Annotated in this window: 22 protein-coding genes; 15 read left to right on the top strand and 7 right to left on the bottom strand. The window is 68.0% G+C overall.

Features of this window, described 5'->3' with window-relative positions; all coding sequences use genetic code 11:
• The first annotated feature begins 177 nt into the window (after positions 1 to 177).
• Genes CNR27_RS10255 through metH form a run of 3 tightly spaced genes read left to right on the top strand, consistent with a single transcriptional unit; the run spans position 178 to position 4,882 of the window.
• Complete coding sequence (locus CNR27_RS10255) at positions 178 to 1,107, top strand: ArsR/SmtB family transcription factor (RefSeq protein ID WP_096298503.1); 930 nt, start codon at positions 178 to 180, stop codon at positions 1,105 to 1,107.
• Positions 1,104 to 2,201, top strand: a complete 1,098-nt coding sequence (locus CNR27_RS10250) for a homocysteine S-methyltransferase family protein (protein ID WP_096298501.1) — start codon at positions 1,104 to 1,106, stop codon at positions 2,199 to 2,201. The genes CNR27_RS10255 and CNR27_RS10250 overlap by 4 nt, the downstream gene beginning before the upstream one ends.
• Entirely contained in the window at positions 2,198 to 4,882 is a 2,685-nt protein-coding gene (gene metH / locus CNR27_RS10245) for a methionine synthase (protein WP_096298499.1), read from the top strand. Before CNR27_RS10250 ends, metH begins: the two co-directional genes overlap by 4 nt.
• Positions 4,883 to 5,247: 365 nt before the next feature.
• Here the strand turns inward: metH and CNR27_RS10240 are convergent, their stop codons facing one another.
• From CNR27_RS10240 to CNR27_RS10215, 6 genes are all read right to left on the bottom strand, one after another.
• A complete protein-coding gene (locus CNR27_RS10240; RefSeq protein WP_245815597.1) occupies positions 5,248 to 6,003 on the bottom strand; it encodes a transporter in 756 nt (251 codons plus the stop codon).
• 7 nt (positions 6,004 to 6,010) lie between these two features.
• Entirely contained in the window at positions 6,011 to 6,709 is a 699-nt protein-coding gene (locus CNR27_RS10235; RefSeq protein ID WP_096298495.1) for a DUF2058 domain-containing protein, read from the bottom strand.
• A gap of 9 nt (positions 6,710 to 6,718) precedes the next feature.
• Positions 6,719 to 6,946 carry a SlyX family protein gene (locus CNR27_RS10230; RefSeq protein ID WP_096298493.1) on the bottom strand — a complete coding sequence of 76 codons (228 nt, stop codon included), beginning with the start codon at positions 6,944 to 6,946 and terminating at the stop codon, positions 6,719 to 6,721.
• 63 nt (positions 6,947 to 7,009) lie between these two features.
• A complete protein-coding gene (gene bamJ, locus CNR27_RS10225; protein WP_096298491.1) occupies positions 7,010 to 7,774 on the bottom strand; it encodes a BamJ family beta-barrel-assembly machinery protein in 765 nt (254 codons plus the stop codon).
• Positions 7,775 to 7,849: 75 nt separating this feature from the next.
• Complete coding sequence (locus tag CNR27_RS10220) at positions 7,850 to 8,761, bottom strand: FKBP-type peptidyl-prolyl cis-trans isomerase (RefSeq protein WP_179948168.1); 912 nt, start codon at positions 8,759 to 8,761, stop codon at positions 7,850 to 7,852.
• A gap of 90 nt (positions 8,762 to 8,851) precedes the next feature.
• Positions 8,852 to 9,415, bottom strand: coding sequence for a glutathione peroxidase (locus CNR27_RS10215; RefSeq protein WP_096300545.1), 564 nt, complete (start codon positions 9,413 to 9,415; stop codon positions 8,852 to 8,854).
• 427 nt (positions 9,416 to 9,842) lie between these two features.
• Here CNR27_RS10215 and CNR27_RS10210 point away from each other — a divergent pair, with 427 nt between their 5' ends.
• The 6 genes from CNR27_RS10210 to CNR27_RS10185 all read left to right on the top strand — a co-directional run bounded on the left by CNR27_RS10210 (position 9,843) and on the right by CNR27_RS10185 (position 14,542).
• Positions 9,843 to 10,214, top strand: a complete 372-nt coding sequence (locus CNR27_RS10210) for a GntR family transcriptional regulator (RefSeq protein WP_096298487.1) — start codon at positions 9,843 to 9,845, stop codon at positions 10,212 to 10,214.
• Positions 10,211 to 11,086, top strand: coding sequence for an ABC transporter ATP-binding protein (locus CNR27_RS10205; RefSeq protein ID WP_096298485.1), 876 nt, complete (start codon positions 10,211 to 10,213; stop codon positions 11,084 to 11,086). Before CNR27_RS10210 ends, CNR27_RS10205 begins: the two co-directional genes overlap by 4 nt.
• Positions 11,083 to 12,129, top strand: a complete 1,047-nt coding sequence (locus CNR27_RS10200) for a hypothetical protein (RefSeq protein WP_233580167.1) — start codon at positions 11,083 to 11,085, stop codon at positions 12,127 to 12,129. Before CNR27_RS10205 ends, CNR27_RS10200 begins: the two co-directional genes overlap by 4 nt.
• Before the next feature lie 39 nt (positions 12,130 to 12,168).
• On the top strand, positions 12,169 to 12,831 hold the full coding sequence (locus tag CNR27_RS10195) for a hypothetical protein (protein WP_096298483.1): 663 nt from the start codon (positions 12,169 to 12,171) through the stop codon (positions 12,829 to 12,831).
• Positions 12,832 to 12,936: 105 nt separating this feature from the next.
• A complete protein-coding gene (locus CNR27_RS10190) occupies positions 12,937 to 13,791 on the top strand; it encodes a GIN domain-containing protein (protein ID WP_096298481.1) in 855 nt (284 codons plus the stop codon).
• 25 nt (positions 13,792 to 13,816) lie between these two features.
• On the top strand, positions 13,817 to 14,542 hold the full coding sequence (locus CNR27_RS10185; protein WP_096298479.1) for a YggN family protein: 726 nt from the start codon (positions 13,817 to 13,819) through the stop codon (positions 14,540 to 14,542).
• Between the two features lie 64 nt (positions 14,543 to 14,606).
• Here the strand turns inward: CNR27_RS10185 and CNR27_RS10180 are convergent, their stop codons facing one another.
• The gene (locus CNR27_RS10180) at positions 14,607 to 16,022 is read right to left on the bottom strand and encodes a class II fumarate hydratase (protein WP_096298477.1); all 1,416 of its coding nucleotides are present in this window, start codon (positions 16,020 to 16,022) and stop codon (positions 14,607 to 14,609) included.
• 233 nt (positions 16,023 to 16,255) lie between these two features.
• Here CNR27_RS10180 and purB point away from each other — a divergent pair, with 233 nt between their 5' ends.
• The 6 genes from purB (at position 16,256) to sucB (ending at position 24,702) form a co-directional block, all read left to right on the top strand.
• On the top strand, positions 16,256 to 17,638 hold the full coding sequence (gene purB / locus CNR27_RS10175; protein WP_096298475.1) for an adenylosuccinate lyase: 1,383 nt from the start codon (positions 16,256 to 16,258) through the stop codon (positions 17,636 to 17,638).
• A gap of 19 nt (positions 17,639 to 17,657) precedes the next feature.
• Positions 17,658 to 18,098 carry a VOC family protein gene (locus tag CNR27_RS10170; RefSeq protein ID WP_096298473.1) on the top strand — a complete coding sequence of 147 codons (441 nt, stop codon included), beginning with the start codon at positions 17,658 to 17,660 and terminating at the stop codon, positions 18,096 to 18,098.
• Between the two features lie 154 nt (positions 18,099 to 18,252).
• Entirely contained in the window at positions 18,253 to 19,473 is a 1,221-nt protein-coding gene (locus tag CNR27_RS10165; protein WP_096298471.1) for a cupin domain-containing protein, read from the top strand.
• On the top strand, positions 19,470 to 20,381 hold the full coding sequence (locus tag CNR27_RS10160) for a GNAT family N-acetyltransferase (protein ID WP_245815595.1): 912 nt from the start codon (positions 19,470 to 19,472) through the stop codon (positions 20,379 to 20,381). Before CNR27_RS10165 ends, CNR27_RS10160 begins: the two co-directional genes overlap by 4 nt.
• A gap of 198 nt (positions 20,382 to 20,579) precedes the next feature.
• A complete protein-coding gene (locus CNR27_RS10155; protein WP_096300539.1) occupies positions 20,580 to 23,426 on the top strand; it encodes a 2-oxoglutarate dehydrogenase E1 component in 2,847 nt (948 codons plus the stop codon).
• A 46-nt stretch (positions 23,427 to 23,472) separates the two neighbouring features.
• A complete protein-coding gene (gene sucB, locus CNR27_RS10150) occupies positions 23,473 to 24,702 on the top strand; it encodes a dihydrolipoyllysine-residue succinyltransferase (protein ID WP_096298469.1) in 1,230 nt (409 codons plus the stop codon).
• Positions 24,703 to 24,738 lie beyond the last annotated feature (36 nt).

Genomic DNA, 24,738 nt, shown 5'->3' with positions numbered 1-24,738 from the left:
GTTATCGCACTTGCGCACTGCAGCATGAGTCATGTCGAAAGGCGCGAATGCCGGTGCGATCCTCCCGATCTCGATCATCACGCTTGCGTGCTGCAGCGGCCTTCGCAGCACGGCCGCTATTGACCGCGTCGGCGGTGGCGCAGAGAATCATCTCTGTATCGCGATATGGAGATATTGATGGATCTCGAGGCCTGGTCCGCGCGCCTGAAGGTGCTTGCCGACCCCACGCGCGTCCGCCTGCTGGCACTGCTCGAGGTCGAGGAGCTGACGGTCGCCGAGCTCTCGTCGATCACCCGCCTCGCCCAGCCGCGCGTTTCGACCCATCTGGCGCGCCTGAAGGAAGCGAACCTCGTCCGGGACCGGCGCGCCGGGGTATCCGCCTATTACCGCTTCGATCATGCGGCGCTTGATCCTGCGCAACGCGCGCTCTGGCAGGCGCTGTCGACCGGCAGTGACGATCCCCTGCTGCGGCAGGACGCCGAGCGCACGCCGGCGGTGCTGGCAATGCGCGCCGCCGACCAGAGCTGGGCCGACACCGTGGCCGGCGACATGGAGCGGCACTACTCGCCCGGGCGCACCTGGGAAGCCCTGGCCCGCTCGGCCCTGCCCCTGCTGGAAACCGGCGACGTGCTCGATATCGCGTCGGGTGACGGCGTGCTCGCCGAACTGCTGGCACCACATGCGCACCGCTACGTCTGCCTCGATGCCAGCCGGCGCGTGGTGGCCGCTTCGGCCGAACGGCTCAAGCGGTTCTCCAATGTCGAGGTCCGCGAGGGCGACATGCATGCCCTGCCCTTCGACGAGGCGAGCTTCGACCTCGTGGTGCTGATGCACGCACTGACCTATGCCACCCGACCGGCGCAGGCCGTCACCGAGGCCGCCAGGGTGCTGCGCCCGGGGGGTCGCCTGTTGCTGTCGAGCCTCGATCGCCATGGCCACGAGAGCACGGTGCAGGCCTACGGCCATGCCAATCTCGGGTTTCCGGACAAAGAGCTGCGCCGCTTCGTCACCAAGGCCGGCCTGGAGATCCACAGCGCGGAAACCGTCACCCGCGAAAAGCGACCGCCGCATTTCCAGGTGATCTCGATCATCGCGAGGAAGCCATGAGCGGCTGGCTGCAGCCCGAGCGCGTCGCAGCGCTGGACGCGGCGCTGGCGGACCGCATCCTCGTGCTCGACGGCGCGATGGGCACGATGATCCAGCGCTTCGGTCTGGCCGAAGCGGACTATCGTGGCGAGCGGTTCGCCGAGGGCTACGACTCGCTGCATGCGGCCCAAGGCCATGCGCACGCCGCCGGTTGCGGGTGCCAGGGCCATGACCAGCGTGGCAACAACGACCTGCTGACCCTGACGCGCCCGGACATCATCCGCAGCATCCACGCGGACTACCTCGCCGCCGGCGCCGACATCATCGAGACCAATACCTTCAATTCGACCGCGGTCTCGCTGGCCGATTACCACCTCGAGCACCTGGTCCACGAACTCAATCGCGAGGGCGCCGCGCTCGCGCGCGCCGCCTGCGATGCAGCCGAGGCGCAGGCGCCGGACCGGCCGCGTTTCGTCGCCGGCATCCTCGGCCCGACCAGTCGCACCGCATCGATCAGTCCCGACGTCAACGATCCCGGCTATCGGGCGGTGACGTTCGACGAACTCGTCGCGATCTACCGGGACGCGGCGCATGGCCTGATCGACGGCGGCGCCGACATCCTCATGGTCGAGACCGTATTCGACACGCTCAACGCCAAGGCCGCGCTGTACGCCATCGAGACGGTGTTCGACGATCGCGGTGGCCGCCTGCCGGTGATGATCTCCGGCACGATCACCGATGCCTCCGGCCGCACGCTGTCGGGCCAGACCGCCGAGGCCTTCTGGTACTCGCTGCAGCACGCGCGCCCGCACGCGATCGGGCTCAACTGCGCCCTCGGTGCGAAGGACCTGCGGCCGCACATCGAAACGCTGGCGCAGATCGCCCGGACGCACGTCTCCTGCCATCCCAACGCCGGCCTTCCGAATGCCTTCGGTGGCTACGACGAGACGCCCGAAGACATGGCCGCGGTGCTGCACGAGTTCGCGACCGCCGGTCTGCTCAACATCGTCGGCGGCTGCTGCGGCACCTCGCCCGACCACATCCGCGCGATCGCCGAAGCGGTCGCCGACGTGGCGCCGCGGCGCCTTCCCCCCACGCTGGACTTTGCCGCATGACGCTGCCGCGCTACATGTGCCTGTCGGGCCTCGAACCGCTGGTGGTGACTCCCGAGCTGCTCTTCGTCAACGTTGGCGAGCGCACCAACGTCACCGGTTCGGCCGCATTCCGCAAGCTGATCAAGGAAAACCGCTATCCCGAGGCGGTCGAGGTGGCGCGCCAGCAGGTCGAAGGCGGCGCGCAGATCCTCGACGTCAACATGGACGAAGGCATGCTCGACTCCGAGCATGCAATGACGACGTTCCTCAACCTGATCGCCGCCGAGCCCGACATCGCCCGCATCCCGGTGATGGTCGACTCTTCCAGGTGGAGCGTCATCGAGGCGGGGCTCAAGTGCCTGCAGGGCAAGGGCGTGGTCAACTCGATCTCGCTCAAGGAAGGCGAAGCGGTCTTCCTCGAACAGGCGCGCAAGGTGCTGCGCTACGGCGCGGCAGTCGTGGTGATGGCCTTCGACGAGGCCGGCCAGGCCGATACCAAGGACCGCAAGGTCGAGATCTGCACGCGCGCCTACGAATTGCTGACGAAAGTCGTCGGGTTTCCGCCCGAGGACATCATTTTCGACCCGAACATCTTCGCCATCGCCACCGGCATCCCCGAGCACGACAACTACGCTGTCGATTTCATCGAGGCCACGCGCGAGATCAAGGCCACGCTGCCGCATTGCCATGTGTCGGGCGGTGTCTCCAACGTGTCGTTCTCGTTCCGTGGCAACGAGGTTGTCCGTCAGGCGATCCACGCAGTCTTCCTGCTGCACGCGATCCGGGCTGGCATGGACTTCGGCATCGTCAATGCCGGCGCCATGCCGATTGTCGACGATCTCGATCCGGAACTCCGCGAGCGCGTGGAGGACGTGGTGCTCAACCGCCGCAGCGACGCCACCGAGCGCCTGCTGGAGCTGGCCGAACGCTACAAGGGCAAGAAGGGCGCGGCGCACGTCGAGAACACCGCCTGGCGCGAGGCGCCGGTGCAGCAACGCCTGACCCATGCGCTGGTCCACGGCATCGACCAGTACGTGGTCGAGGACACCGAGGAAGCCAGACAGTCGTTCACCCGGCCGCTGGATGTCATCGAAGGGCCGCTGATGGCCGGCATGAACGTCGTCGGCGATCTCTTCGGGGCCGGCAAGATGTTCCTGCCGCAGGTGGTCAAGTCCGCCCGCGTGATGAAGAAGGCGGTCGCCTACCTGCTGCCCTACATCGAGGCCGAGAAACTGCGCACCGGCGACGTCGGCAAGAACAATGGGCGCGTGCTGATGGCGACCGTGAAGGGCGACGTGCACGACATCGGCAAGAACATCGTCGGTGTGGTGCTGGCCTGCAACAACTTCGAGGTGGTCGACCTTGGCGTCATGGTCGCCGCCCAGACCATCCTCGACAAAGCGCGCGAGGTACAGGCCGACGTCATCGGCCTGTCGGGCCTGATCACGCCGTCGCTCGAGGAGATGAGTCACGTCGCGCGCGAGATGAAGCGCCAGGGCTTCGAGACGCCCCTGCTGATCGGCGGCGCGACGACGTCGCGCGCGCATACGGCGCTGAAGATCGCGCCGCACTACGCCTCGCCCACCGTCTGGGTCAAGGACGCCTCGCGTGCGGTCGGTGTGGTGCAGTCGCTGATCAGCCCGGAGCTGCGCCCGGCGTTCGTCGCCGCCAACGATGCCGACTACGCCGAGATCCGTGCGCGCCATGCCGGCCGCGGCGATGCGAAGCGTCTCGTCCCATTGGCGAAGGCCCGCGCGCAACGCTTCGACGGGGGCTGGAGCACGTACACCCCGCCCGCGCCCAACAGGCCCGGTGTGCACGTCTTCGACGACTACCCGCTGCAGGAACTGATCGACCTCATCGACTGGACGCCATTCTTCAATGCCTGGGAACTGTTCGGCCGGTACCCGGCGATCCTGAGCGACGAAGTCGTCGGGCCGCAGGCCAGCGAACTGTTCCGCGATGCCCAGGCGATGCTGCGCAGGATCGTCGAGGAGAAGTGGCTCACCGCGAAGGCCGTGTTCGGTCTGTGGCCGGCGCGCAGCGTCGGCGACGACGTGGTGCTGCGCCATGATGGCGGCGAGGCCACCCTGCACTTCCTGCGCCAGCAGGTCGACAAGCCGGTGGAACGCCCGGATTTCTGCCTCGCCGATTTCATCGCGCCGCAGGACAGCGGTGTCGACGACTGGATCGGTGCGTTCGCCGTCACCGCCGGCATCGGCATCGAGCCGCACGTCGCGCGCTTCGAAGCCGCGCACGACGACTACAACGCGATCCTGCTCAAGGCGCTGGCCGATCGCCTGGCCGAAGCACTGGCCGAGCGCCTGCACCAGCGCGTGCGCACCGACTACTGGGGTTACGCCAGCGAAGAGACGCTCGACAACGAAGCGCTGATCGCCGAGAAGTACCAGGGCATTCGCCCGGCCCCCGGCTACCCCGCCTGCCCGGAACACAGCGAGAAGGAACGGATCTTCGAACTGCTGGACGCCACCGCGAATACCGGCATGACCCTGACCGAGAGCTTCGCGATGCTGCCGACTGCGGCGGTGTCGGGCTACTACTTCAGTCACCCGAAGAGCCAGTACTTCGTCGTCGGCCGGGTCTCGAGAGAACAGGCGCAGGACTATGCGCGGCGCAAGCAGGTGCCGCTTTCGCAGGTCGAACGCTGGCTCGCGTCGAACCTCGATTACGACCCCGAGTAGCGGCGCCGGCGTCCATGGCCGCAGTCGCAGGATCGCCTCCAGCGGTCCTCAGGCCGTCTCGCCCTTTCCCGGCGCATTGCTACGCACTGTGCCGGGGCTCGGCCCGTCGGCCGGCAACACAGGCGCGGCCGGGGCTGCTGCGGCCCAATGGTCCCGATTGGCTGCAGACAGGCAGGCAAGCGTGCGGGCCACCTCGTGCCGGCCGCTCCACTGGTCGGTAGCGACCAGGTGCATCGAACCGGCATCGCAGGCCCGGGTGCAAGATTTTCGGACAGGTCGCCGGCCAGGAGCGACGGCACGGGCGCGGAATTGATGCGCACCATCAGATCCGGCCCCTCAGCGCGCCCCGGGATCCGACGCCAACGTCAGGGCAACAGGAACGACACGCCGAAGCCGCCGGTCCAGTCGTCCTCGGCGTCGGCGAAGCCGCGCAGCACCGAAAGATCCAGTTGCATCGCCGGGGCAACGCGCCAGGTGATGCCGGTGCCGAGTGCGTGCGAGCGCTGCGCGCCGGTGCCAAGGGCCGCTTCGACATAGGCGGCGACGGTATCGGTGGACAGGAACGTCCAGCTCGGCGACGCCGTCCAGCCCGTGCCGTCCTCGTCGCGGGTCGCGTTGACGTAGACCGCGAGATCGCCGGTGGCGACGCTGATGCCCAGATCCTGCTGGGCCCGTCCGGCGCGGATGTCGGACGCACCGGTCAGCACGCCCTGCCGCGCGAGCAGCGCCCACTGCATGTCGTCGTTCGATCCGGGCAACAGCCACTTCAGCGCGACGCTGCTGTCGCCGCTGCCTTGCACGTGCTCATGCGCATCGGCGCTGCGCGTGCGCTCCCATACGCGGCTGTCGCTGCCGAGTTGAAGCTCGAGATTCGCGCCCAGGCCCACGCGCAGCAGACTTGCGGCGGCATAGCGCGTGGTGCGGACGCCACCGCTGTGGTCGTAGGACGCATCGGGCAGACCCTGCTCCCAGGCGAACCGGGCGGGCGCCAGCACCGAGGGCGAAAAGCCGATGCCGGGGCGGTCGAATTCCACGTCCGCCGCGTCCTGCGCCTGGGCCGTTGCACAGGCAAGCGCGCACAGGACCATCGCCAGCGCCCGCACGGCGGAGCGCGCGGGCAAGAGCGGATCACCAGACCAGATCGTCGGGGACCTGGTACTTCGGATCGCTGTAGGGGTCGTCCGAAGCCGGCGCATCGGGATCGATCCGCAGCGCCACCGACGGCGCGAAAATCGACCCGGCCTCTTCCAGCACCGCCGCGGTCACCAGCAGATACCGGCCGTTGAGCTGCACGACGCCGAGCTCACCCGCGTTGAGTGCCTTGAGCTGAGCCTCGTCGACATGGATGCGCTTGATCTTGCCGCCGTACTCGAAATGGCGGGCGATGTCGGCTTCGGGCCTGTTGAGTGACTTGTCGGCCAGGAAGGCCTCGAGCCTGGCACGGGCCTCGCGGCGCAGGCGCGCCTCTTCCTGCTTGACGCGCTCGGCCTCGATGCGCTCTTCCTTCTCGCGCTGGGCGCGGATGGCGAATGCCTTGGCCAGGTCGATGTCGTCACGCGGCGGACGCTTGCCCTGCGGCCCACCCTTGCGGGCATGCGGACGCGACGGGCCGTCGTTGCGGGGTGCGCCGCTGTTGCGGCCCTGTGGCTGTTTGCCGGTATCGCCACGCGGCGCGCCCGTCCTGTCGTCGGGCTTGCGTCCGGCCGGTCGTGGCCCGCGACGTTCGTCCTGGCGCGGACGGCGCTCGTCACGCCGAGGCTTGGGCGCAGCCGGCGCTGGCGCCTTGAACCCGAGGCCGAGCAACTGGTCGCGGAGGGAATCGGTCATCGGTCGTACTCAGTAATGCGGGGGTGGCGGTTCTTCCGACGCATCGGGGAACTGCACGGTGCGCGCCTGACGCAGGTCGTCCATCATCCGGCGCAGCAGCCCGCTCTGGGCGCTGAGCTCGAGCCGCGCCTGGCTCAGCGCGTCGTTGAGCTCGCCGATGGTCTGCTCCTGGAACGCGAGTCGCATTTCCAGTTCAGTGACGCGCGCTTCGAGCACGTCGGCTCCGGTGTGTTGCATGGCGATCTCTGCGGGGACACGGTGGAACGCCGGCGCGCCACGCAGGGCGCGCCGGTTCGATGCTTACTTGACGATGTCCTGCAGCTCGACCTCGAACACCAGTGCCTGGTTCGGACCGATCGGGCCGGAACCCATCTCGCCGTAACCCAGCGCGGCCGGAATCCACAGCTCGTACTTGCTGCCGACCGGCATCAGCTGCAGGCCTTCCTGCCAGCCCGGGACGACCTGGTTGAGCGCGAACTGGGCCGGCTCACCACGGTCGTAGGAGCTGTCGAAGGTCTCGCCGTTGAGCAGCGTGCCCTTGTAGTGCACGCGCACGGTGTCGTTCGGGCCCGGCTTGGGGCCGGTTCCTTCGGTGATCACGCGGTACTGCAGGCCCGATGCGGTGGTCTGCACGCCTTCGCGCTTGCCGTTCTCGGCGAGGAACTTCTCGGCCTCGGCGGCATTCGTCTTCGCCTTCTCCTGCATCTCGGCCATCTGCTTGGCCTGCATGCGCTCGCCGAACTTCTGCATCACGCCCATGGCCTGCTCGTCCGAGATCTCGATCGCCTTGTCGTCGAGTGTTTCGCTGATCGCCCGCTGCAGGGTCTTGACGTCGATCTCGTCCTTGATCGGCTTGAGCTGCTCGCCCATCTGGTTGCCGATGATGTAGCTGATCTGCTCGCGCTCGCTCTTGAGGCCGGCGATCTCGCCACCTTCGGCGGTGCTCTCGGCCGCGGCGCCTTCGACCGGCTTCCCGGTCTCCTTGTCGATCGGCTTGCAGGCGATCATGGCCAGTGGCAGAACGGCGGCGAGGCCGGCGATGGCGAGGCGCTTGGTGTTCTTCATGCGGGCAAAACTCCGGGATAAAGGGTGTCGGAACATCCGCATCGGACGCGGACAACATGGATTGGAGCGATGGGGTTACAGGATGTCGATGAGCTCGACATCGAAGACGAGGGTGGCGTTGGGCGGGATGGTCGGGGGGCTGCCACGCATACCGTAGGCCAGTTCACCGGGAATCCAGAATCGGTACTTGCCGCCGATCGGCATCAGCTGCAGCCCTTCGGTCCAGCCGGCGATGACCTGCCCAAGGCCGAACACCGCGGGCGCGCCGCGCGAATAGGAGCTGTCGAACTCGGTGCCGTCGAGCAGCGTGCCGCGGTAGTGCACCCGCACCTGGTCGCTGGCGCGTGGACGCGGCCCCGTGCCCTGCTTCTCCACGCTGTACTGGATGCCCGATTGCGTCGCGAACACGCCCGGCTTGCCGCGATTGGCGGCCATGAAGGCGATGCCCGCCTGGCGGTTGTCGTCGGCGACGCGCGCGGCGCGCTGCTGGCCCCGCGCGATCATGGCCTGGCGCGCCTGTGCGATCTCGTCCTCCGACATCGACGGCGTCTTGCCGTCTAGGCGGTCGCGAACGCCGCGCATCACCGCGGGCAAGTTGAGCGCCTCATCCATCGCGGCCAGCGAGCGGCCCACATCGGCGCCGAGCATCTGCCCGACCTTGGCGCGGTCCACGGCTGGCGGCTCGCTGCCGGGCGGCAGCCCCGGCACCGGACGACCGCCGCGCGCGGCGACGCGCTGTCCCAGCGCCTGGCCGATGCGCTGGGTTTCGGCCTGGTCGAGCGAGGGCGCCTTGCCCGCGAGCGCTGCAGACAGCGCATTCTCGAACGCGGCCAGATCCATGTCCGGACCCACCTGCGCCAGCTGGGTCGCCACGTCGAAGCCGACGACGTAGCTGCTCGCGGCCGGATCGCCGTTCTGCGCGAACGCGACCGGCGCGAGGGGCGCAAGCAACAGTGCCAGCGCGGCGTGACGCATCTGTTTCAACATCCGCATGGTTCTCCTGCCCGGGTCCGGGCGATGCAGCCGGCTATTGTCGCGGCCATACGGCGGCGCGGCAATCACGGCAGCGGGGCGGCTTCAGCGGGCGGCCGGCCTCGGCGCGTCGAGCGCCCGCTCGATCGCCGCCAGGATCTGCGGGTCATCCGGCTTCGTGCGGCTGCCCCACTGCCCCAGCACCCGGCCGTCGCGACCGACCAGATACTTGTGGAAATTCCAGCCCGGCGCCTCGCCGGTGATTTCGGTGAGCTGCTTGTACATCGGCGTGGCGTCCGGGCCAGTCACCCGCACCTTCTGGAACATCGGGAACTTCACCCCGTAGGTCAGCGTGCAGAACTCCTGGATCGCGGCTTCGTCCTCGAACTCCTGCTCCCTGAAGTCGCCGGAGGGAAAGCCCAGGACCGCGAATCCGCGCGGACGCAGGCGCGCGTGCATCGCTTCGAGCGCCTCGTATTGCGGAGTGAACCCGCACTTGCTCGCGGTATTGACGATCAGCACCACGTCACCGCCATAGGCGTCCTGCAGGTTCACCGACTCGCGTACCGCGAGCTGGCGGAACTCGTGATCCAGCACCCGGGGCGGCGCGGTGGGCGCCTGCGCGATCGCGAGGCCCGCGAGCGCGGTGAAAGCCAGCATCAGGGTCATGCGTCCGATCAGTCGCTTGCCAGGCATCGCGGAGTCCTCGATGGCGGGTCGGCCGTGCCATCAGTTGGGTGGGAATTCGGTACGGGTGCGTTGACACGGTCTGCTGTGGTGTTATAGTCACCTACAACACCTACCCACTAGAGCAGGACGGTCCCCATGAACCGCAGGCTCCACACCCCGATCATCGCATGCACGGCGTTCGCGCTGGCACTTTCCGCGAGTCTGCTTGCTGCCGGCCCGGCTTCGCTGCCCGATGGCGCGACCGCGGCGACTCCGGCCGGAGACGCATTCACGCCGGTACGGATCGACCGGGTGGCCTCGGAAGCGGCCGCCGACACGTCGCGTCCACGTGCCCGCCGGGCCCGCAGCAGTCTAGCCCTCCCCTATTTTTCCTTCGCGCGGGGCGCGGGTGGAAGGAGCTGAGCCCATGGCCAATATCGAATGGAGTGATGGCGCTCCCATCTACCGCCAGCTGAAGGAACGGGTCATCGCGATGATGCTCGATGGGGTGCTCAAACCCGGCGACGCATTGCCCTCCGTCCGCCAGGTTGCGGCCGACTACCAACTCAACCCCATCACCGTCTCGCGCGCCTATCAGGAGCTCGCCGACGAAGCGCTGGTGGAAAAGCGTCGCGGCCTGGGCATGTTCGTCACCGAGGAGGCCGCCAAGAAGCTGCGCACCAGCGAGCGCGAGCGCTTCCTTCAGGAAGAGTGGCCGCTGGTGCTGGAAAGGATCGAACGCCTGGGGCTGTCGGCCCGGGACCTGCTGCAGTCCACCGGCCATGGAGCCAATGAATGAACGCCGTCCTCGACACGCCGGTGATCACCGCGCGCAATCTCAGCAAGCGCTACAAGGGTGCCCGGGCGCTCGACGGCACCAGTTTCCAGATCCCGGCCGGCCGCATCGTCGGTCTGATCGGTCCCAACGGGGCCGGCAAGACCACCGCGCTCAAGGCGCTGCTGGGCCTGATCCGCTTCGACGGCGAAATGACCGTCCTTGGCCGCGACCCGCGCACCGAGCGCGACGCGCTGATGAACGATGTCTGCTTCATCGCCGATGTCGCGGTGCTGCCGCGCTGGATGCGCGTCCGCGACGCCATCGCATTCGTCGAGGGCGTCCATCCCCGTTTCGATCGCGCCCGCTGCGAGCGATTCCTGGCCAACACCAAGCTCTCGCCCAAGCAGCGCGTGCGCGAGATGTCCAAGGGCATGATCGTGCAGCTGCACCTGGCGCTGGTGATGGCGATCGACGCCAAGCTGCTGGTGCTCGACGAGCCCACGCTGGGCCTGGACATCCTCTACCGCAAGCAGTTCTACCAGCGCCTGCTGGAGGACTACTTCGACGAGCAGAAGACGATCATCGTCACCACGCACCAGGTGGAGGAAATCGAGCACATCCTCACCGACGTGCTGTTCATCCAGAACGGAAAGATCGTGCTGGACGCCCCGATGGACGATATCGGCGACCGCTTCGTCGAGGTACTGGTCAATGCCGAGCAGCTCGACGCCGCCCGTGCCCTCCGCCCGATCGACGAACGCGCCCTGCCCTTCGGCAAGACCGTGATGCTGTTCGACAGCGTCCCCGCTTCCACGCTGTCGGCCTACGGCGAAACCCGCACCCCGGGCCTGGCCGATCTGTTCGTGGCCACGATGAAAGGAGCCTACGCATGAATGCCATCGCCGATACCGTGGCCACCCCGGTTCCGCCCCGGGCGTTCGCGCCCACGCACCCGACCCACCGCTTCCGCCTGCTGCTGCGGCGCGAATACTGGGAGCATCGCGGCGGGATCCTCTGGGCGCCGATGATCGCCGGCGCCGTGTCGCTATTGCTGTCGGTCGGCCTGCTGATCGCCGGCATCGTGGTCGCCCACAAGGCGGTCGCGGAGGGTGGCGTGGTGCAGGCCAACGGCGTGACCGTCAATGGCCTGGACCTGGGCACGCTCGCCCAGCAACTCACCAGCGATGATCTTCACCAGCTGTCGGAAGGTCTCACGATCACGCTGGCACTGTCGGCGACCTGGCCTTTCCTGGTGATGATCTTCGTCATCTTCTTCTACTGCCTCGGCGCGTTGTACGACGACCGCCGCGACCGCAGCGTGCTGTTCTGGAAGTCGCTGCCGGTCTCGGATACGGCGACGGTGCTGTCGAAAGTGGCGACCGCCACGCTGGTGATCCCGTTGTTCGCCACGCTGTTCGCGATCGTCATCATGTTCGCCTTCCTGATTGCGCTGAGCATCGCCGCGGCCGCGCACGGCGCCAATCCCTTCCCGCTGCTGTGGGGCAACGGCGCGGTATTCCTGCTGTCGGCACAGTTCCTCGCCGCAATCCCGGTGTACGCGGCCTGGATGCTGCCGACCGTTGGCTGGCTGCTGCTGTGCTCGGCCTGGGCCAAGAGCAAGCCCTTCCTGTGGGCGCTGCTGGTGCCGCTGGCCCTCGGGGTCGCGAGCTCCATGACCGGCCTGCTGCAGGTGATCGGGCTGGAGCGCCACTGGCTCTGGGGCAATGTGATCTCGCGGATGCTGCTGGGCACGGTGCCGGTGACCCATCGCGACCTGGCCTACATCCAGGACGGCGCTGGCTCCGCCAGGGAACTGTTCTCCATCCCCGGCATCTACGGCAATTTCCTCGCGCCTTCGATGTGGATCGGCATCCTCGCCGGCGCCGTGATGATCGCCATTGCCATCCGCCTGCGCCGCTGGCGCGAAGAAGGCTGATCCCACCGGCCCTCCTGCCACCGCACTCCGGAGTCTCCGATGAAAGCTGCAGCCGTCACCGCGTTCCTGCTTGCCTCGTGTCTGCCGTTGGTCGCCTGGTCGGTGCCGCCCGGGAGCGGCGGCATCCGGGAGGAGATCCGCCGCGATCTGGAGGACGCCCGGCGCGAAATCCGCATCGATCTCGCCAGGGCGCGTTCGGACCTCGAAACCGGGAACCTCGACGTCGGCAACAGCCTGAATATCGGCGATCGTGGCAGCCGGAAGACCGAGGCGGCCGCGCAACTGCCGAAGGCCGAGATCACCCCGCAGGGGGATTTCCTGATCGAGGGCGAAGCGGTCGCCCTCGATCCGGCGCAGCGCCAGCAACTCCTGGCCTATCGTGGCCTGGTCATCGAGGTCGCCAAGGCCGGCATCGATATCGGCGAGGTGAGCGCGCTGGCGGCGGTGGATTCGGTGGACCGGGGCGTGTTCTCGCTGATGGTCGGCGCGATGACCGGCAGTCTGGAACGCCGCATCAAGCGCAGCGTGCGCGACACGGTCGAGCCGGCCGTCCTGCTGATCTGCAACCGCGTGCCCGATCTGCGCGAGGCGCAGCAGCAACTGGCCAGCGACCTGCCGGCCTTCCAGCCTTACGCGCGTCTTGAAGCCCAGGACGCCGACACCTGTCGCAAGGACGTGCGCCGCGAGTTCGCAGGGCGCTGAGCCCGGTGGGCATGGCCCACGCGAACCCGTTCGATTCAGAAGTCAGCCACGACGCACGCCCGGCTTTGCACTGACGCAGGCCGGAACCTCGCAGGAAGTCCCTTCATGGCCCATGCCTTTACCGCTCGCCCGTTGCTCGCCACGCTCATCGCCGCATCGCTCGCATTGCCGTTCGCGGCGCAGGCCCAGGACAAGCCGCCGTGCCGGCACAGCCAGCCGCGCGAGCTGGCCCTGCAGCTCGACGGCGTGCGGACGGTGCGGTTCGAGATCGGCAACAGCCGGCTACGTGTCGATGGCGCCGAACGCCCGGACGCCAACCTCCGGGGACGCGCCTGCGCGTCGAGCGAGGCGATGCTGGCATCGCTGGTGCTGGAACAGCAGCGCTCGGGCGAGACGCTGACGGTGACGCTGCGCCGCACCTCGAATCCGACCGGCTGGCTGGGCAACCAGTACGCCTACATGGATCTCGCCGGCCAGGTGCCCGCGAATGTGCTGGTGCTGGCCGTCGTCGGGTCCGGGGACGCCTGGGTGAACGGTGTCGCGGCGGCGAGCGCCGACGTGGGTTCGGGCGATGCGCAACTGCGGCGCATCGGCGGCCGCGCAACCGCGAAGGTCGGTTCGGGCGATGTCACCGTCGAGGAGGCCGGCGAACTCAAGGTGCTGTCGATCGGCTCGGGCGATGTCGAGGCCCGCAATATCCGCAGCGCGGTCGAGGTCGGCAGCGTCGGCTCGGGGGATTTCAGGCTCGAAGGCGCCGGCGGCGATGTCCGCATCGGCAGCCTGGGCTCGGGCGACATCGATCTGCGCGACGTGCAGGGCAATGTGCATGTCGGTTCGATCGGTTCGGGTGATGTCGATGCCCGCGGCATCGGCGGCAACCTCGAGGTCGCCTCGCAGGGAAGTGGTGATGTCTCGCACCGCGATGTGCGCGGCACCGTCAGCGTGCCCCGCAGGCGTTGAATTTCCCCAGATCCGGAACCCGACCATGAAGACTTTGCCGTCCCGCGCCCTCCCCCTGGCCCTGCTGCTCGCCTGCGCGGGCACGCTGACCGCCTGCGGCCGTAACGAAGCACCCGCACCCGCGAACGGCGACGCCACCACGGCGCCCGCCGAGGAAGGCTTCGTCGCCCGCACCACCCGCCGCGCACTGGAAACGGCGCGCAAGGATCTGGTGGAGAAAAACATCAGCGTCGGCGGCAGCGGTCGCGGCGGACTGAACATCAACGGATTCCGCCTCGGCGGGGACGACACCCGCACGTCCGGCCTGCCGAAGGCCGAGATCAGCCCGGCTGGCGATTTCCTGGTCGACGGCAAGCCGGTCCGGATCGACGATGCGCAACGCGAGCTGCTGCTGGCGCATCGCGCCAACATCATCGCGATCGCCGATGTCGGCATCACGATCGGCATCCAGGGCGCGCGCCTTGGCACCGAAGCCGCCAAGGGCGCGATCACGAGTGCGCTGTCGGGCCAGTCCGCGGAGTTCGAGAAGCGCATGGAAGCGGAGGGCGCGAAGATCGAAGCCGAAGCGGACCGGCTCTGCGACAGGCTGCCGACGCTGCTCGCCTCGCAGCAGGCACTGGCTGCCGCACTGCCCGCCTTCCAGCCCTACGCGACGATGGACGCGAACGACGTCGAAGAGTGCGGCAAGGACACGGTCGTCCATCGCGGCGACGCGGCTGCGGATGCCGCGGCGGAGCCGGCGACCAACTGAGCCCGACCGCCCGCCTCTCCGCGAGCGCAAAGACCGGCCATGGCCGGTCTTCTTGGCTGTGCGCTCAGCCGCCGCCGCTGGCGACCGCGGAAATCCCGCCCTTTGTCAGTTCGGTCGGATCGAGCAGGCTTTCGAGTTCCGCGTCCGACAGGCCGCTGTCCTCGCGGGCGACATCGAGTACGGGCCGCTGTTCCTTGTAGGCGCGCTTGGCGATCGCGGCGGCCTTCTCGTAGCCGATGATCGGGTTGAGCGAAGTGACCAGGATCGGATTGCGGGCGAGCGCGGCCTCGACATTCTCTCGGCGCACCTTGAGGCCGGCGATTGCCCCGTCGGCCAGCAGCCGGGTGACGTTCGACAGCAGCTCGATCGATTCGAGCAGGTTGGCCGCGATCAGCGGCAGCGCGACGTTGAGCTGGAAGTTGCCGGTCTGCCCGGCGACGGTGATCGCGGTGTGGTGGCCGATGACCTGTGCGGCGACCATCACCGTGGCCTCGGGAATCACCGGGTTGACCTTGCCCGGCATGATCGAACTTCCCGGTTGCAGCGCCGGCAGTTCGATCTCGCCCAGACCGCCCAGCGGGCCGGAATTCATCCAGCGCAGATCGTTGGCGATCTTGATCAGTGCCACGGCGAGCGCATTGAGCTGACCGGAGAGTTCCACCGCGTCGTCCTGGGTGGCGATGCCCTCGAACTTGTCCTCGGCCGACTCGAATGGTGCGCCCGTCAGCGTCGACAGCGTCTTCGAGACCTTCTTGCCGAACTGCGGATGGGCGTTGATGCCGGTGCCGATCGCGGTGCCGCCGATGGGCAGACGGCGCAGGCGCTTGAGCGTGTCGCCCAGGCGCGCCTCCGCCGAGGCGATCTGCGAAGACCAGGCGCCGAACTCCTGGGCGAAAGTGAGCGGCATCGCATCCATCAGGTGGGTGCGGCCGGTCTTGACCACCTTGCCCAGCGCCTTGCCGCGCTTGTCGATCGTGCGGCGCAGATGCTTGAGCGCGGGCAGGAGGTCCTCGATCACCGCGAGCTGCGCCGATACGCGGATCGCCGTCGGCACCACGTCGTTGGAGCTCTGGCCGAGATTGACGTGGTCGTTGGGGTGCACCTGCCGCGAGGCGTTCGAGGCGAGCATGGCGATGACCTCGTTGGCATTCATGTTCGACGAGGTGCCCGAGCCGGTCTGGTAGATGTCGACGGGGAACTGTGCGTCGTGGGTACCCTCGGCGACTTCCATCGCCGCGGCGCGAATGGCCTTGCCGACCTTGGGCGGCAACAGGCCCAGATCGGCATTGACGTCGGCCGCGGCCGCCTTGATCAGCCCCAGTGCGCGAATGAAGCCGCGCGGCATCGGCCGGCCGGAAATCGGGAAATTCTGCACGGCGCGCTGCGTCTGCGCGCCCCACAGGGCAGCGGCAGGCACCTGCAGCTCGCCCATGCTGTCGTGCTCGGTGCGCGATGCACCCGGGTTGATGGTCTTGCTCATCACTTCACCTCCAGGGAAACGGGGTCGCGCTTGGCTGTATCGGCGACCGCCGGCGGTGAGCGCACACCTCGGGCGACGAGGCCACGCTGCGCCCTCCCCGCCTATCGCCGCGGCGCTGTTGCCAGCGGATAACGGTACGGCGCGCGGTGCACATATGCGTCGGCCTCCAGCTCGCAGCATACGCACCGCGCGTGCAGGCTAAAATGACGGCCTCGCCCGCTCCCGATGCCCCCATGTCCGACTCCCAGAAGACCGAAGCCGCCCTGCTCGCCCTGTCGCCGCTCGACGGCCGTTATGCCGCCAAGGTCGATGCGCTGCGGCCGATCTTCTCCGAGTACGGGCTGATCCGTGCGCGCGTGCACGTGGAGATCGAGTGGCTGCTGGCGCTGGGCGACGAGCCGGGCATTGTGGAACTTCCGGCATTCGACGATGCGCACCGCAGGGCGCTCAAGGCGCTGGCAGCCGACTTCTCGGTCGCCGACGCCGCACGGGTCAAGGAGATCGAGCGCACCACCAACCACGACGTCAAGGCGGTCGAGTACTTCATCAAGGAGCGCCTGCAGGACGATGCCGCGCTCGCGCCGGCGCTGGAGTTCGTGCATTTCGCCTGTACCAGCGAGGACATCAACAACCTCGCCTACGCGCTGATGCTCAGCCGGGCGCGCTCGGAGGTGCTGCTGCCCACGCTCGATACGCTGATCGGAACCCTGCGCACGATGGCGCACGCGCACGCCGCGCTGCCGCTGCTGTCGCGCACGCACGGACAGACGGCGTCGCCGTCGACGGTCGGCAAGGAGCTCGCCAACGTGGTCGCGCGCCTGCAGCGCCAGGGCGAGCTGCTGTGGGACGTCGCGATGACCGGCAAGATCAACGGCGCGGTCGGCAACTACAACGCGCACGTCGTCGCTTACCCGGATGTCGACTGGCCCGCCTTCTCGCAGCGCTTCGTCGAGTCGCTGGGCATCACGTTCAACCCCTACACCACCCAGATCGAACCGCACGACTGCGTCGCCGAGATCAGCGATGTGCACAAGCGCATCAACACGATCGGCATCGACCTGTGCCGCGACATCTGGGGCTATATCTCGCTGGGCTATTTCAAGCAGGCCCTCAAGGAAGGCGAGGTCGGCAGCTCGACGATGCCGCACAAGGTCAACCCGATCGACTTCGAGAACGCCGAGGGCAACTTCGGCATCGCCAACGCGCTGTTCGAACATTTCGCCGCCAAGCTGCCGATCAGCCGCTGGCAGCGCGACCTGACCGATTCCACCGTGCTGCGCGCCCTCGGCACTGCGTTCGGGCACACCCAGATCGCACTCGACGCGCTGCTGCGTGGCCTGGGCAAGCTCAGCGTCAATCCAGAGCGACTGGCCGCTGATCTCGATGGATCCTGGGAAGTGCTGGCCGAGGCGGTGCAGACGGTCATGCGCCGTCATGGCCTGCCCAATCCCTACGAGCAGCTCAAGGCGCTGACCCGCGGCCAGGGCATCACTGCCGAGTCGATGCGCGCTTTCGTCGACGGCCTCGATCTGCCGGCCGAGGACAAGGCGCGCCTGCGCGAGCTGGTGCCGGGCAGCTACACCGGTCTGGCGGAACAGCTGGCCCGCGGGATCTGACCCGCCAGGGGCGCGCGCGATGGATCTGCTCGTCAATCTCGACGTCCCGGATCTCGCGCGTGCCGAGGCGCTGTATACACACGCCTTCGGCCTGAGCGTCGGCCGTCGTTTCGGCACTGCCGCCACCGAACTGTGCGGCCTGCCGGCAAGGCTGTACCTGCTGCACAAGCCTGCCGGCAGCATCGGCGCCGGCAACGCACCGCGCGATTACTCCCGCCACTGGTGCCCGGTGCATCTGGACGTCGTGGTCGCCGATCTCGATACCGCACTGGCGCGCGCCGAGCGTGCGCGATTCGCGCGCGAAGGCGAGGTGGGTGACGAGTCCTTCGGACGGATCGTCCAGCTGGCTGATCCGTTCGGGCATGGGTGGTGCCTGCTGGAGTTCGGCGATCGAGGCTACGACGCCATCGCCACCGCCACCGGCGCCGGTGCGACCGCCGCCGGCCAGACGGGCCCCTGAACCGGCCCGCGGCCCGGGGGGCGGGTCCCGCGCGCAGCGCGGTCGCGGCACCGCCCCTTTCAGAACGCCGGGCGCGGCTAACGCGATGCCGGGACCCTGCCCACGCCGCCTCCGCCCGTCGAGCCCGCCCATGTTTTCGCGTAGGCTCCCGCCCATGAGCCGAGCCCCCCTCCCCTTCGAAATCGACGCCCGCCAGTCTGCCGACGGCGGCCCCCTGGGCATGCCCGCCGAGCGCTTCCTGCGCGATTACTGGCAAAAGCGCCCGCTGTTGATCCGCAACGCGTTTCCGGATCTCGGCAGCCCGCTGCAACCCGAGGATCTCGCCGGCCTCGCCTGCGAGGAATTCGCGCTGTCCCGGCTGATCCGCCATGACCGTGAACGCGACAGCTGGCAGGTCGAGACGGGCCCGTTCGACGAGGCCGTGTTTCCGGGTCTCGGCGACCGCGACTGGACCCTGCTGGTGCAGGACGTCGACAAATGGGACGCCGACGTCGCGGCGCTGCTGCCGCATTTCAGCTTCCTGCCGCGCTGGCGCATCGACGACATCATGGTCAGCTTCGCCGCGACCGGAGGCTCGGTCGGCGCGCACGTCGACCAGTACGACGTGTTCCTGCTGCAGGGCCAGGGCCATCGCCGCTGGCAGATCGACGCCGGCGAAGCGATGGGCCATGGCCTGCCGCCGCAGGACTTCCGCGACGATGTCGAGCTCAAGCTCCTGCGCAGCTTCACTCCGACACACGAGTGGGTGCTCGGCCCCGGCGACATGCTGTACCTGCCGCCGATGGTGCCGCACCACGGCGTGGCCGAGGATCCGTGCCTGACATTCTCGGTGGGCATGCGCGCGCCGTCGGTCGCTGAACTGATGGGCGACTACATCGATACGCTGGCCGCGGAGGCCGACGAATCGATGCGCTATCACGACGAGGCACTTGTTCCGCCGGCCGATCCAAACGAGATCGATGGCGCGGCGATGGTGCGCGTGGTGGAAGCGCTGAACGTCATGCGCATGAAGGACCCCGACCGCCTCGGCGACTGGTTCGGCAGCTTCATCACCGGTTACCGCAATGCGCAGCAGGTCGTCTCCGGGGAGATGCCGCCGCCGCGCATCGAACTCGAGTGGCTGCTGTCGCAGGGCCAGGCCACGCTGCTGCGCAACCCCTTCAGCCGCGTGGCGTGGCGCCGCGCGAAGGGCGGCGCCCGCCTGTACGTCTCCGGCACGGCCTGGCCGATGCCGGTACGCGACGCGCGCCTTCTCGCCGCGCAAGCGCAGCTCGACGGTCGCAGCTATGCGGCGCTGTCGGATGCCGGTCGCGAAGCCGTGCTCGAACTGCTGGCGCAGGGCCATTACACCGTGCTGGAGAGCGACGCCGGGTGAGCGCATCCGCGCCGTTCGCAGTGCGCCTCGTGGCCGATGCCCAGGATCTGGCGGCCGCGTACGCGCTGCGCACGTGCGTCTTCGTCGAGGAACAGGGCGTGCCCGCCGAGCTCGAGCGCGATGCTTTCGATGCGCTGAGCCGGCATGTGCTGGCAGTCGACGCCGAGGGAGACGCGGTGGCCACGGGCCGCATCGCCCCGGACGGGCGCATCGGCCGCCTGGCGGTGCGTGCCGACCGGCGCGGGCGTGGCATCGGCGAGGCCATGCTGCGTGCGCTGCTCGACGCCGCGCGCGATGCCGGTCTGGCGACGACCTACCTGCACGCGCAACTGCAGGCGATGCAGTTGTATGCGCGGGCCGGCTTCGTCGCCGAAGGTCCGCGCTTCGAGGAAGCCGGCATCCTCCATCGCACCATGCGCCGACATGCCGGGTCCGCCTTCGCGGTCGACGACATGGAAGCCGCTGTGGACACGACAGTGACCCTGATCGCGTCCGCGCGCCGCAGATTGTGGCTGCGCACTCGCGATCTCGATCCCGGCCTGTTCGATCATCCCGATGTGCTCGCGGCGCTGCGCGGATTCTCGACATCCGCGCGCGGCGCCAGCGTCCGGATCCTGCTGCAGGATCCGGCAACCGTGCAGCGGCGCGGCACGCCGCTCCTTGCGCTCGCGCAGCGGCTGCCCAGCGTCTTCGAGCTGCGCGCCGCGGTGGATCCGGTGGACCGCGAATTCGCCGGTGCGTTCCTGGTCAACGACGCCGGGGGTTTTCACGTACGCACCTTGGGCAACCGCATCGATGGCGAGGCGGCGACCGACCTGTCGGGCCGTGCCCGGCAGCTGGCCCAGCAGTTCGCGCCGGTATGGGAACGTTCACGCGCGTGTAGCGAGTTCCGGGCTCTCGGGATCTGAGCCCGACGCCGTTTGGCGTCCTTCGCTGCGCTTCCGACTGCACCGTGTCGGCAGCGGTGGACCCCGGATCGATGATGCACCGGGGTGAACGACGCGCGTATACTGTCGGGCGTCATTTCGCGCCAGATCCGCCTGTTTTTCCGGTCATCGTGCCGGCTCTGGCCCACTTCCCTTCTCGACGAGCCCGAATCACCCGACGTGGACAGTCTCCTGAAGCAGTTTGCGCAGTCCTCCCAGTTCGGCGCCAATGCCGCCTTTATCGAAGATCTGTACGAGCAGTATCTTGTCGATCCCGACAGCGTCGGGACGGACTGGAAACGATGGTTCGACTCGTTCAAGGGCCGAGAGGCCGGCGATGTGCCGCACTCGGCGGTGGTATCGGCGGTTGCACAGGCGGGTCGCGACGCGGCGCGCGGTGTCGTGGTTGCCCAGTCGGCCCAGGCCGGCGGTGGTGACGAGCGCGAGCGCCATGTCGGTCGCCTGATCACGGCCTACCGCTCGCGCGGCCATCTCGGCGCGCGGCTGGATCCGCTGGATCTCTCGCCGCCCCTCAACCCGCCGGATCTCGGCCTGCCCTTCCATCAGCTCACCGAAGCCGATCTCGACGACGAGTTCAGCACCGGGGGCGTGGCCGGCCAGCCGCGGATGAAGCTGCGCGACCTGCTCGCGCTGCTCAAGACCACCTACTCCAGCCAGATCGGCGCGGAGTTCATGCACATCCCCGACTTCGAACAGCGCAGCTGGCTCTACCAGCGCCTGGAGAAGGCGGGCGGCCGTTTCGCGCGCAGCGCAGCGGAGAAGAAGCGCATCCTCGAGCGGCTGACCGCCGCCGAAGGCCTCGAGCGCTATCTGCACACCAAGTACGTCGGCCAGAAGCGCTTCTCGCTCGAAGGCGGCGACGCGCTGATCCCCCTGCTCGACAGCGTGATCCAGCGCGCCGGCAAGGAAGGCGTCAAGGACATCGTCGTCGGCATGGCCCACCGTGGCCGCCTCAATGTGCTGGTCAATACGCTCGGCAAGAACCCGCGCAAGCTCTTCGACGAGTTCGAAGGCAAGTTCGATCATCACGATGACGACCGTGCCCACACTGGCGACGTGAAGTACCACATGGGCTTCTCGGCCGATCTGGCGACGCCCGGCGGCGCGGTGCACCTGGCGCTGGCGTTCAACCCGTCGCATCTGGAGATCGTCAACCCGGTGGTCGCGGGCAGCGTGCGTTCGCGCCAGCACCGTCGCAGGGACACCGCGCGCAAGGTGGTGGTGCCCGTGCTGCTGCACGGCGACGCCGCGTTCGCCGGCCAGGGCGTCAACATGGAGCTGTTCCAGATGTCGCAGGCCCGCGGTTTCGCGGTTGGCGGCACCGTCCATGTGGTCATCAACAACCAGGTCGGCTTCACCACCAGCAACCTGCAGGACTCGCGTTCCACGCTGTACTGCACCGACGTGGCCAAGATGGTCGGCGCGCCGATCCTGCACGTGAACGCGGACGATCCGGAAGCGGTGGTGTTCTGCGCCGAACTCGCATACGACTTCCGCCAGCAGTTCGGCAAGGACGTCGTCATCGACCTCGTCTGCTATCGCCGTCATGGTCACAACGAAGCCGACGAGCCGGCGGCGACGCAGCCGCTGATGTACCAGGTGATCCGCAAGCACAAGACCCCGCGCGAGCTCTACACCGCGCAGCTGGTGGCCGAAGGCGTGGTGACCGAGGACGAGGCCAAGCAGATCGTCGACAGCTACCGCAACAAGCTCGACGCGGGTGAAGTCACGGTCGAACTGGCTGATGCCAAGCCGAGCGACTACGACCTGACGATCGATTGGGATCCCTATCTGGCCGGCCGCCTCAGCGACACCCTCGACACCACGGTGTCGGTGGACAAGCTCAAGGCACTGGCCAAGCAGATCACCACGATCCCCGAGTCGATCTCGCTGCAGGCGCGTGTCGCCAAGATCTACGAGGACCGCCGCAAGATGGCGGCCGGCGAAGTGGCTGGTGACTGGGGCTTTGCCGAGAACCTCGCCTACGCCACCCTGCTCGACGCCGGCCACCGGCTGCGCCTGGTCGGACAGGACTCGGGCCGCGGCACGTTCTTCCATCGCCACGCGGTGCTGCACGACCAGAAGACCGGTCAGAACTACATGCCACTGCGCGAGCTGGTCAAGAATCCGGAAGACGCGACGATCATCGATTCGCTGCTCAGCGAAGAAGCGGTGATGGCCTTCGAATACGGTTACGCGTCTTCCGAACCGGGCACGCTGTGCATCTGGGAAGCGCAGTTCGGCGACTTCGCCAACGGCGCCCAAGTCGTCATCGACCAGTTCCTGTCCTCCGGCGAAGCCAAGTGGCAGCGTCTGTGCGGACTGGCACTGTTCCTGCCGCACGGCTACGAGGGCCAGGGCCCCGAGCACAGTTCGGCGCGCCTTGAGCGTTTCCTGCAGCTGTGCGCGCTCGACAACATGATGGTCTGCGTGCCGACGACCCCGGCGCAGGCTTTCCACATGATCCGCCGCCAGCTGTGCATGACCACCCGCAAGCCGCTGGTGGTGATGACGCCGAAGTCGCTGCTGCGCCACAAGCTAGCGGTCTCGACGCTCGAAGAGCTGGCCAATGGCGAGTTCCAGCACCTGATCGGCGACCGGGACGCCGACCCGAAGCGTGTCAAGCGCGTTGTCTTGTGCTCGGGCAAGGTCTACTACGACCTGCTGGAAGAAGCCCGCAAGCGGGAACTCGATTCCGTTGCGCTGGTCCGCGTGGAGCAGCTCTATCCGTTCCCGCGCCAGCAGCTCAGCGCCGAACTCGCGCGTTTCCCCGAGGCCACCGAGGTGGTCTGGTGCCAGGAAGAGCCGCAGAACCAGGGCGCGTGGTATCAGATCAAGCACCACCTCGAGGCGTGCAGCGGCGCGACACAGTCGTTGCACTACGCTGGCCGTGCCCGCTCGCCGTCGCCTGCCGTCGGCCATTTCAACGATCACGTCGCCGAGCAGCAGCAGCTGATCGCGGATGCACTGGTCAACGATCTGGCCGGCAAGGTCGCGGCCGAATAAACCCCGATCGCACTTTCCACATTCCACGCTTTTCCCAGGAAGCCACATGGCCACTGAAATCAAAGTCCCGGTCCTGCCCGAATCCGTTTCCGACGCGACCATCGCCACCTGGCACAAGAAGGCCGGCGATGCGGTCAAGCGCGACGAGAACCTCGTCGACCTGGAGACCGACAAGGTCGTCCTCGAAGTGCCGTCGACGGTTGACGGCGTGCTGAAGGAGATCAAGTTCGAAGAAGGCGCGACGGTCAACAGCGCGCAGGTCATCGCCATCATCGAGGAAGGCGCCGCTGCAGAAGCGCCGACCGCCGAAGCCGGTGCAAAGGCGTCGGCGCCTGCCGCCGGTGCCGAGACCGTGCAGCCGAAGCCGGATGCCGGCAAGGCCGATGCCAAGGCTGCGGCGTCCAAGCCGCAGTCGTCGGGCAGGAATGACGCGCTGCCGCCGGGCGCGCGCTTCACCGCCGAGACCAAGGGCATCGATGCCTCGCAGGTCGAAGGCACGGGCCGCCGTGGCGCGGTGACCAAGGAAGACCTGATCAACTACGCCTCGGGCAAGACCCCGGGCGTGTCCGGCGGTGCGCGTCCCGAAGAGCGCGTGCCGATGACCCGCATCCGCAAGACGATCGCCGCGCGCCTGATGCAGTCGAAGGAATCGATCGCGATGCTGACCTCGTTCAACGAGGTCAACCTGGGCAAGGTGATGGCGCTGCGCAAGGAACTCGGCGAGCAGTTCCAGAAGGACCACGGCATCAAGCTCGGCTTCATGAGCTTCTTCGCCAAGGCCGCCGCCAACGCGCTGGCCAAGTACCCGGTGGTCAACGCCTCGGTCGACGGTGACGACATCATCTATCACGGCTACGCGGACATCTCGGTCGCGATCTCCACCGATCGTGGCCTGGTGACGCCGGTGCTGCGCAATGTCGAGCGTCAGGGCTTCGCCGAGATCGAACAGGGCATCGCCGACTACGCCAAGAAGGCGCGCGACGGCAAGCTCGGCCTCGACGACCTCCAGGGCGGCACGTTCACGATCACCAACGGCGGCACCTTCGGCTCGCTGATGTCCACGCCGATCGTCAACCCGCCGCAGTCGGCGATCCTCGGCATGCATTCGATCAAGGAACGTCCGATCGTCGAGAACGGCCAGATCGTCGCCGCGCCGATGATGTACATCGCGCTGTCCTACGACCACCGCATCATCGACGGCAAGGATGCGGTGCTGTTCCTGGTCGACATCAAGAACCAGCTGGAAAACCCGCACCGCATGCTGCTCGGCATGTGATGCCCGCGCAGCCCCCTCCGCCGGAGGGGGTTTGCG

This window comes from Luteimonas chenhongjianii (assembly GCF_002327105.1).
Classification (GTDB): Bacteria; Pseudomonadota; Gammaproteobacteria; order Xanthomonadales; family Xanthomonadaceae; genus Luteimonas; species Luteimonas chenhongjianii.
The sequence above is the reverse complement of the archived record's forward strand: the minus strand, read 5'-3'. Positions and strand labels throughout refer to the sequence as shown.

Excerpts from the sequence above, each read along its gene's own strand:
- CNR27_RS10185 (WP_096298479.1), top strand. The coding sequence starts at position 13,817 with ATGAAGACTTTGCCGTCCCGCGCCCTCCCCCTGGCCCTGCTGCTCGCC.
- bamJ (WP_096298491.1), bottom strand. The coding sequence starts at position 7,774 with ATGAAGAACACCAAGCGCCTCGCCATCGCCGGCCTCGCCGCCGTTCTG.
- metH (WP_096298499.1), top strand. The coding sequence starts at position 2,198 with ATGACGCTGCCGCGCTACATGTGCCTGTCGGGCCTCGAACCGCTGGTG.
- CNR27_RS10230 (WP_096298493.1), bottom strand. The coding sequence starts at position 6,946 with ATGCAACACACCGGAGCCGACGTGCTCGAAGCGCGCGTCACTGAACTG.
- CNR27_RS10200 (WP_233580167.1), top strand. The coding sequence starts at position 11,083 with ATGAATGCCATCGCCGATACCGTGGCCACCCCGGTTCCGCCCCGGGCG.
- CNR27_RS10250 (WP_096298501.1), top strand. The coding sequence starts at position 1,104 with ATGAGCGGCTGGCTGCAGCCCGAGCGCGTCGCAGCGCTGGACGCGGCG.
- CNR27_RS10180 (WP_096298477.1), bottom strand. The coding sequence starts at position 16,022 with ATGAGCAAGACCATCAACCCGGGTGCATCGCGCACCGAGCACGACAGC.
- CNR27_RS10220 (WP_179948168.1), bottom strand. The coding sequence starts at position 8,761 with ATGTTGAAACAGATGCGTCACGCCGCGCTGGCACTGTTGCTTGCGCCC.
- CNR27_RS10255 (WP_096298503.1), top strand. The coding sequence starts at position 178 with ATGGATCTCGAGGCCTGGTCCGCGCGCCTGAAGGTGCTTGCCGACCCC.
- CNR27_RS10215 (WP_096300545.1), bottom strand. The coding sequence starts at position 9,415 with ATGACCCTGATGCTGGCTTTCACCGCGCTCGCGGGCCTCGCGATCGCG.
- sucB (WP_096298469.1), top strand. The coding sequence starts at position 23,473 with ATGGCCACTGAAATCAAAGTCCCGGTCCTGCCCGAATCCGTTTCCGAC.
- CNR27_RS10210 (WP_096298487.1), top strand. The coding sequence starts at position 9,843 with ATGGCCAATATCGAATGGAGTGATGGCGCTCCCATCTACCGCCAGCTG.
- CNR27_RS10170 (WP_096298473.1), top strand. The coding sequence starts at position 17,658 with ATGGATCTGCTCGTCAATCTCGACGTCCCGGATCTCGCGCGTGCCGAG.
- CNR27_RS10205 (WP_096298485.1), top strand. The coding sequence starts at position 10,211 with ATGAACGCCGTCCTCGACACGCCGGTGATCACCGCGCGCAATCTCAGC.
- purB (WP_096298475.1), top strand. The coding sequence starts at position 16,256 with ATGTCCGACTCCCAGAAGACCGAAGCCGCCCTGCTCGCCCTGTCGCCG.
- CNR27_RS10190 (WP_096298481.1), top strand. The coding sequence starts at position 12,937 with ATGGCCCATGCCTTTACCGCTCGCCCGTTGCTCGCCACGCTCATCGCC.
- CNR27_RS10195 (WP_096298483.1), top strand. The coding sequence starts at position 12,169 with ATGAAAGCTGCAGCCGTCACCGCGTTCCTGCTTGCCTCGTGTCTGCCG.
- CNR27_RS10165 (WP_096298471.1), top strand. The coding sequence starts at position 18,253 with ATGAGCCGAGCCCCCCTCCCCTTCGAAATCGACGCCCGCCAGTCTGCC.
- CNR27_RS10235 (WP_096298495.1), bottom strand. The coding sequence starts at position 6,709 with ATGACCGATTCCCTCCGCGACCAGTTGCTCGGCCTCGGGTTCAAGGCG.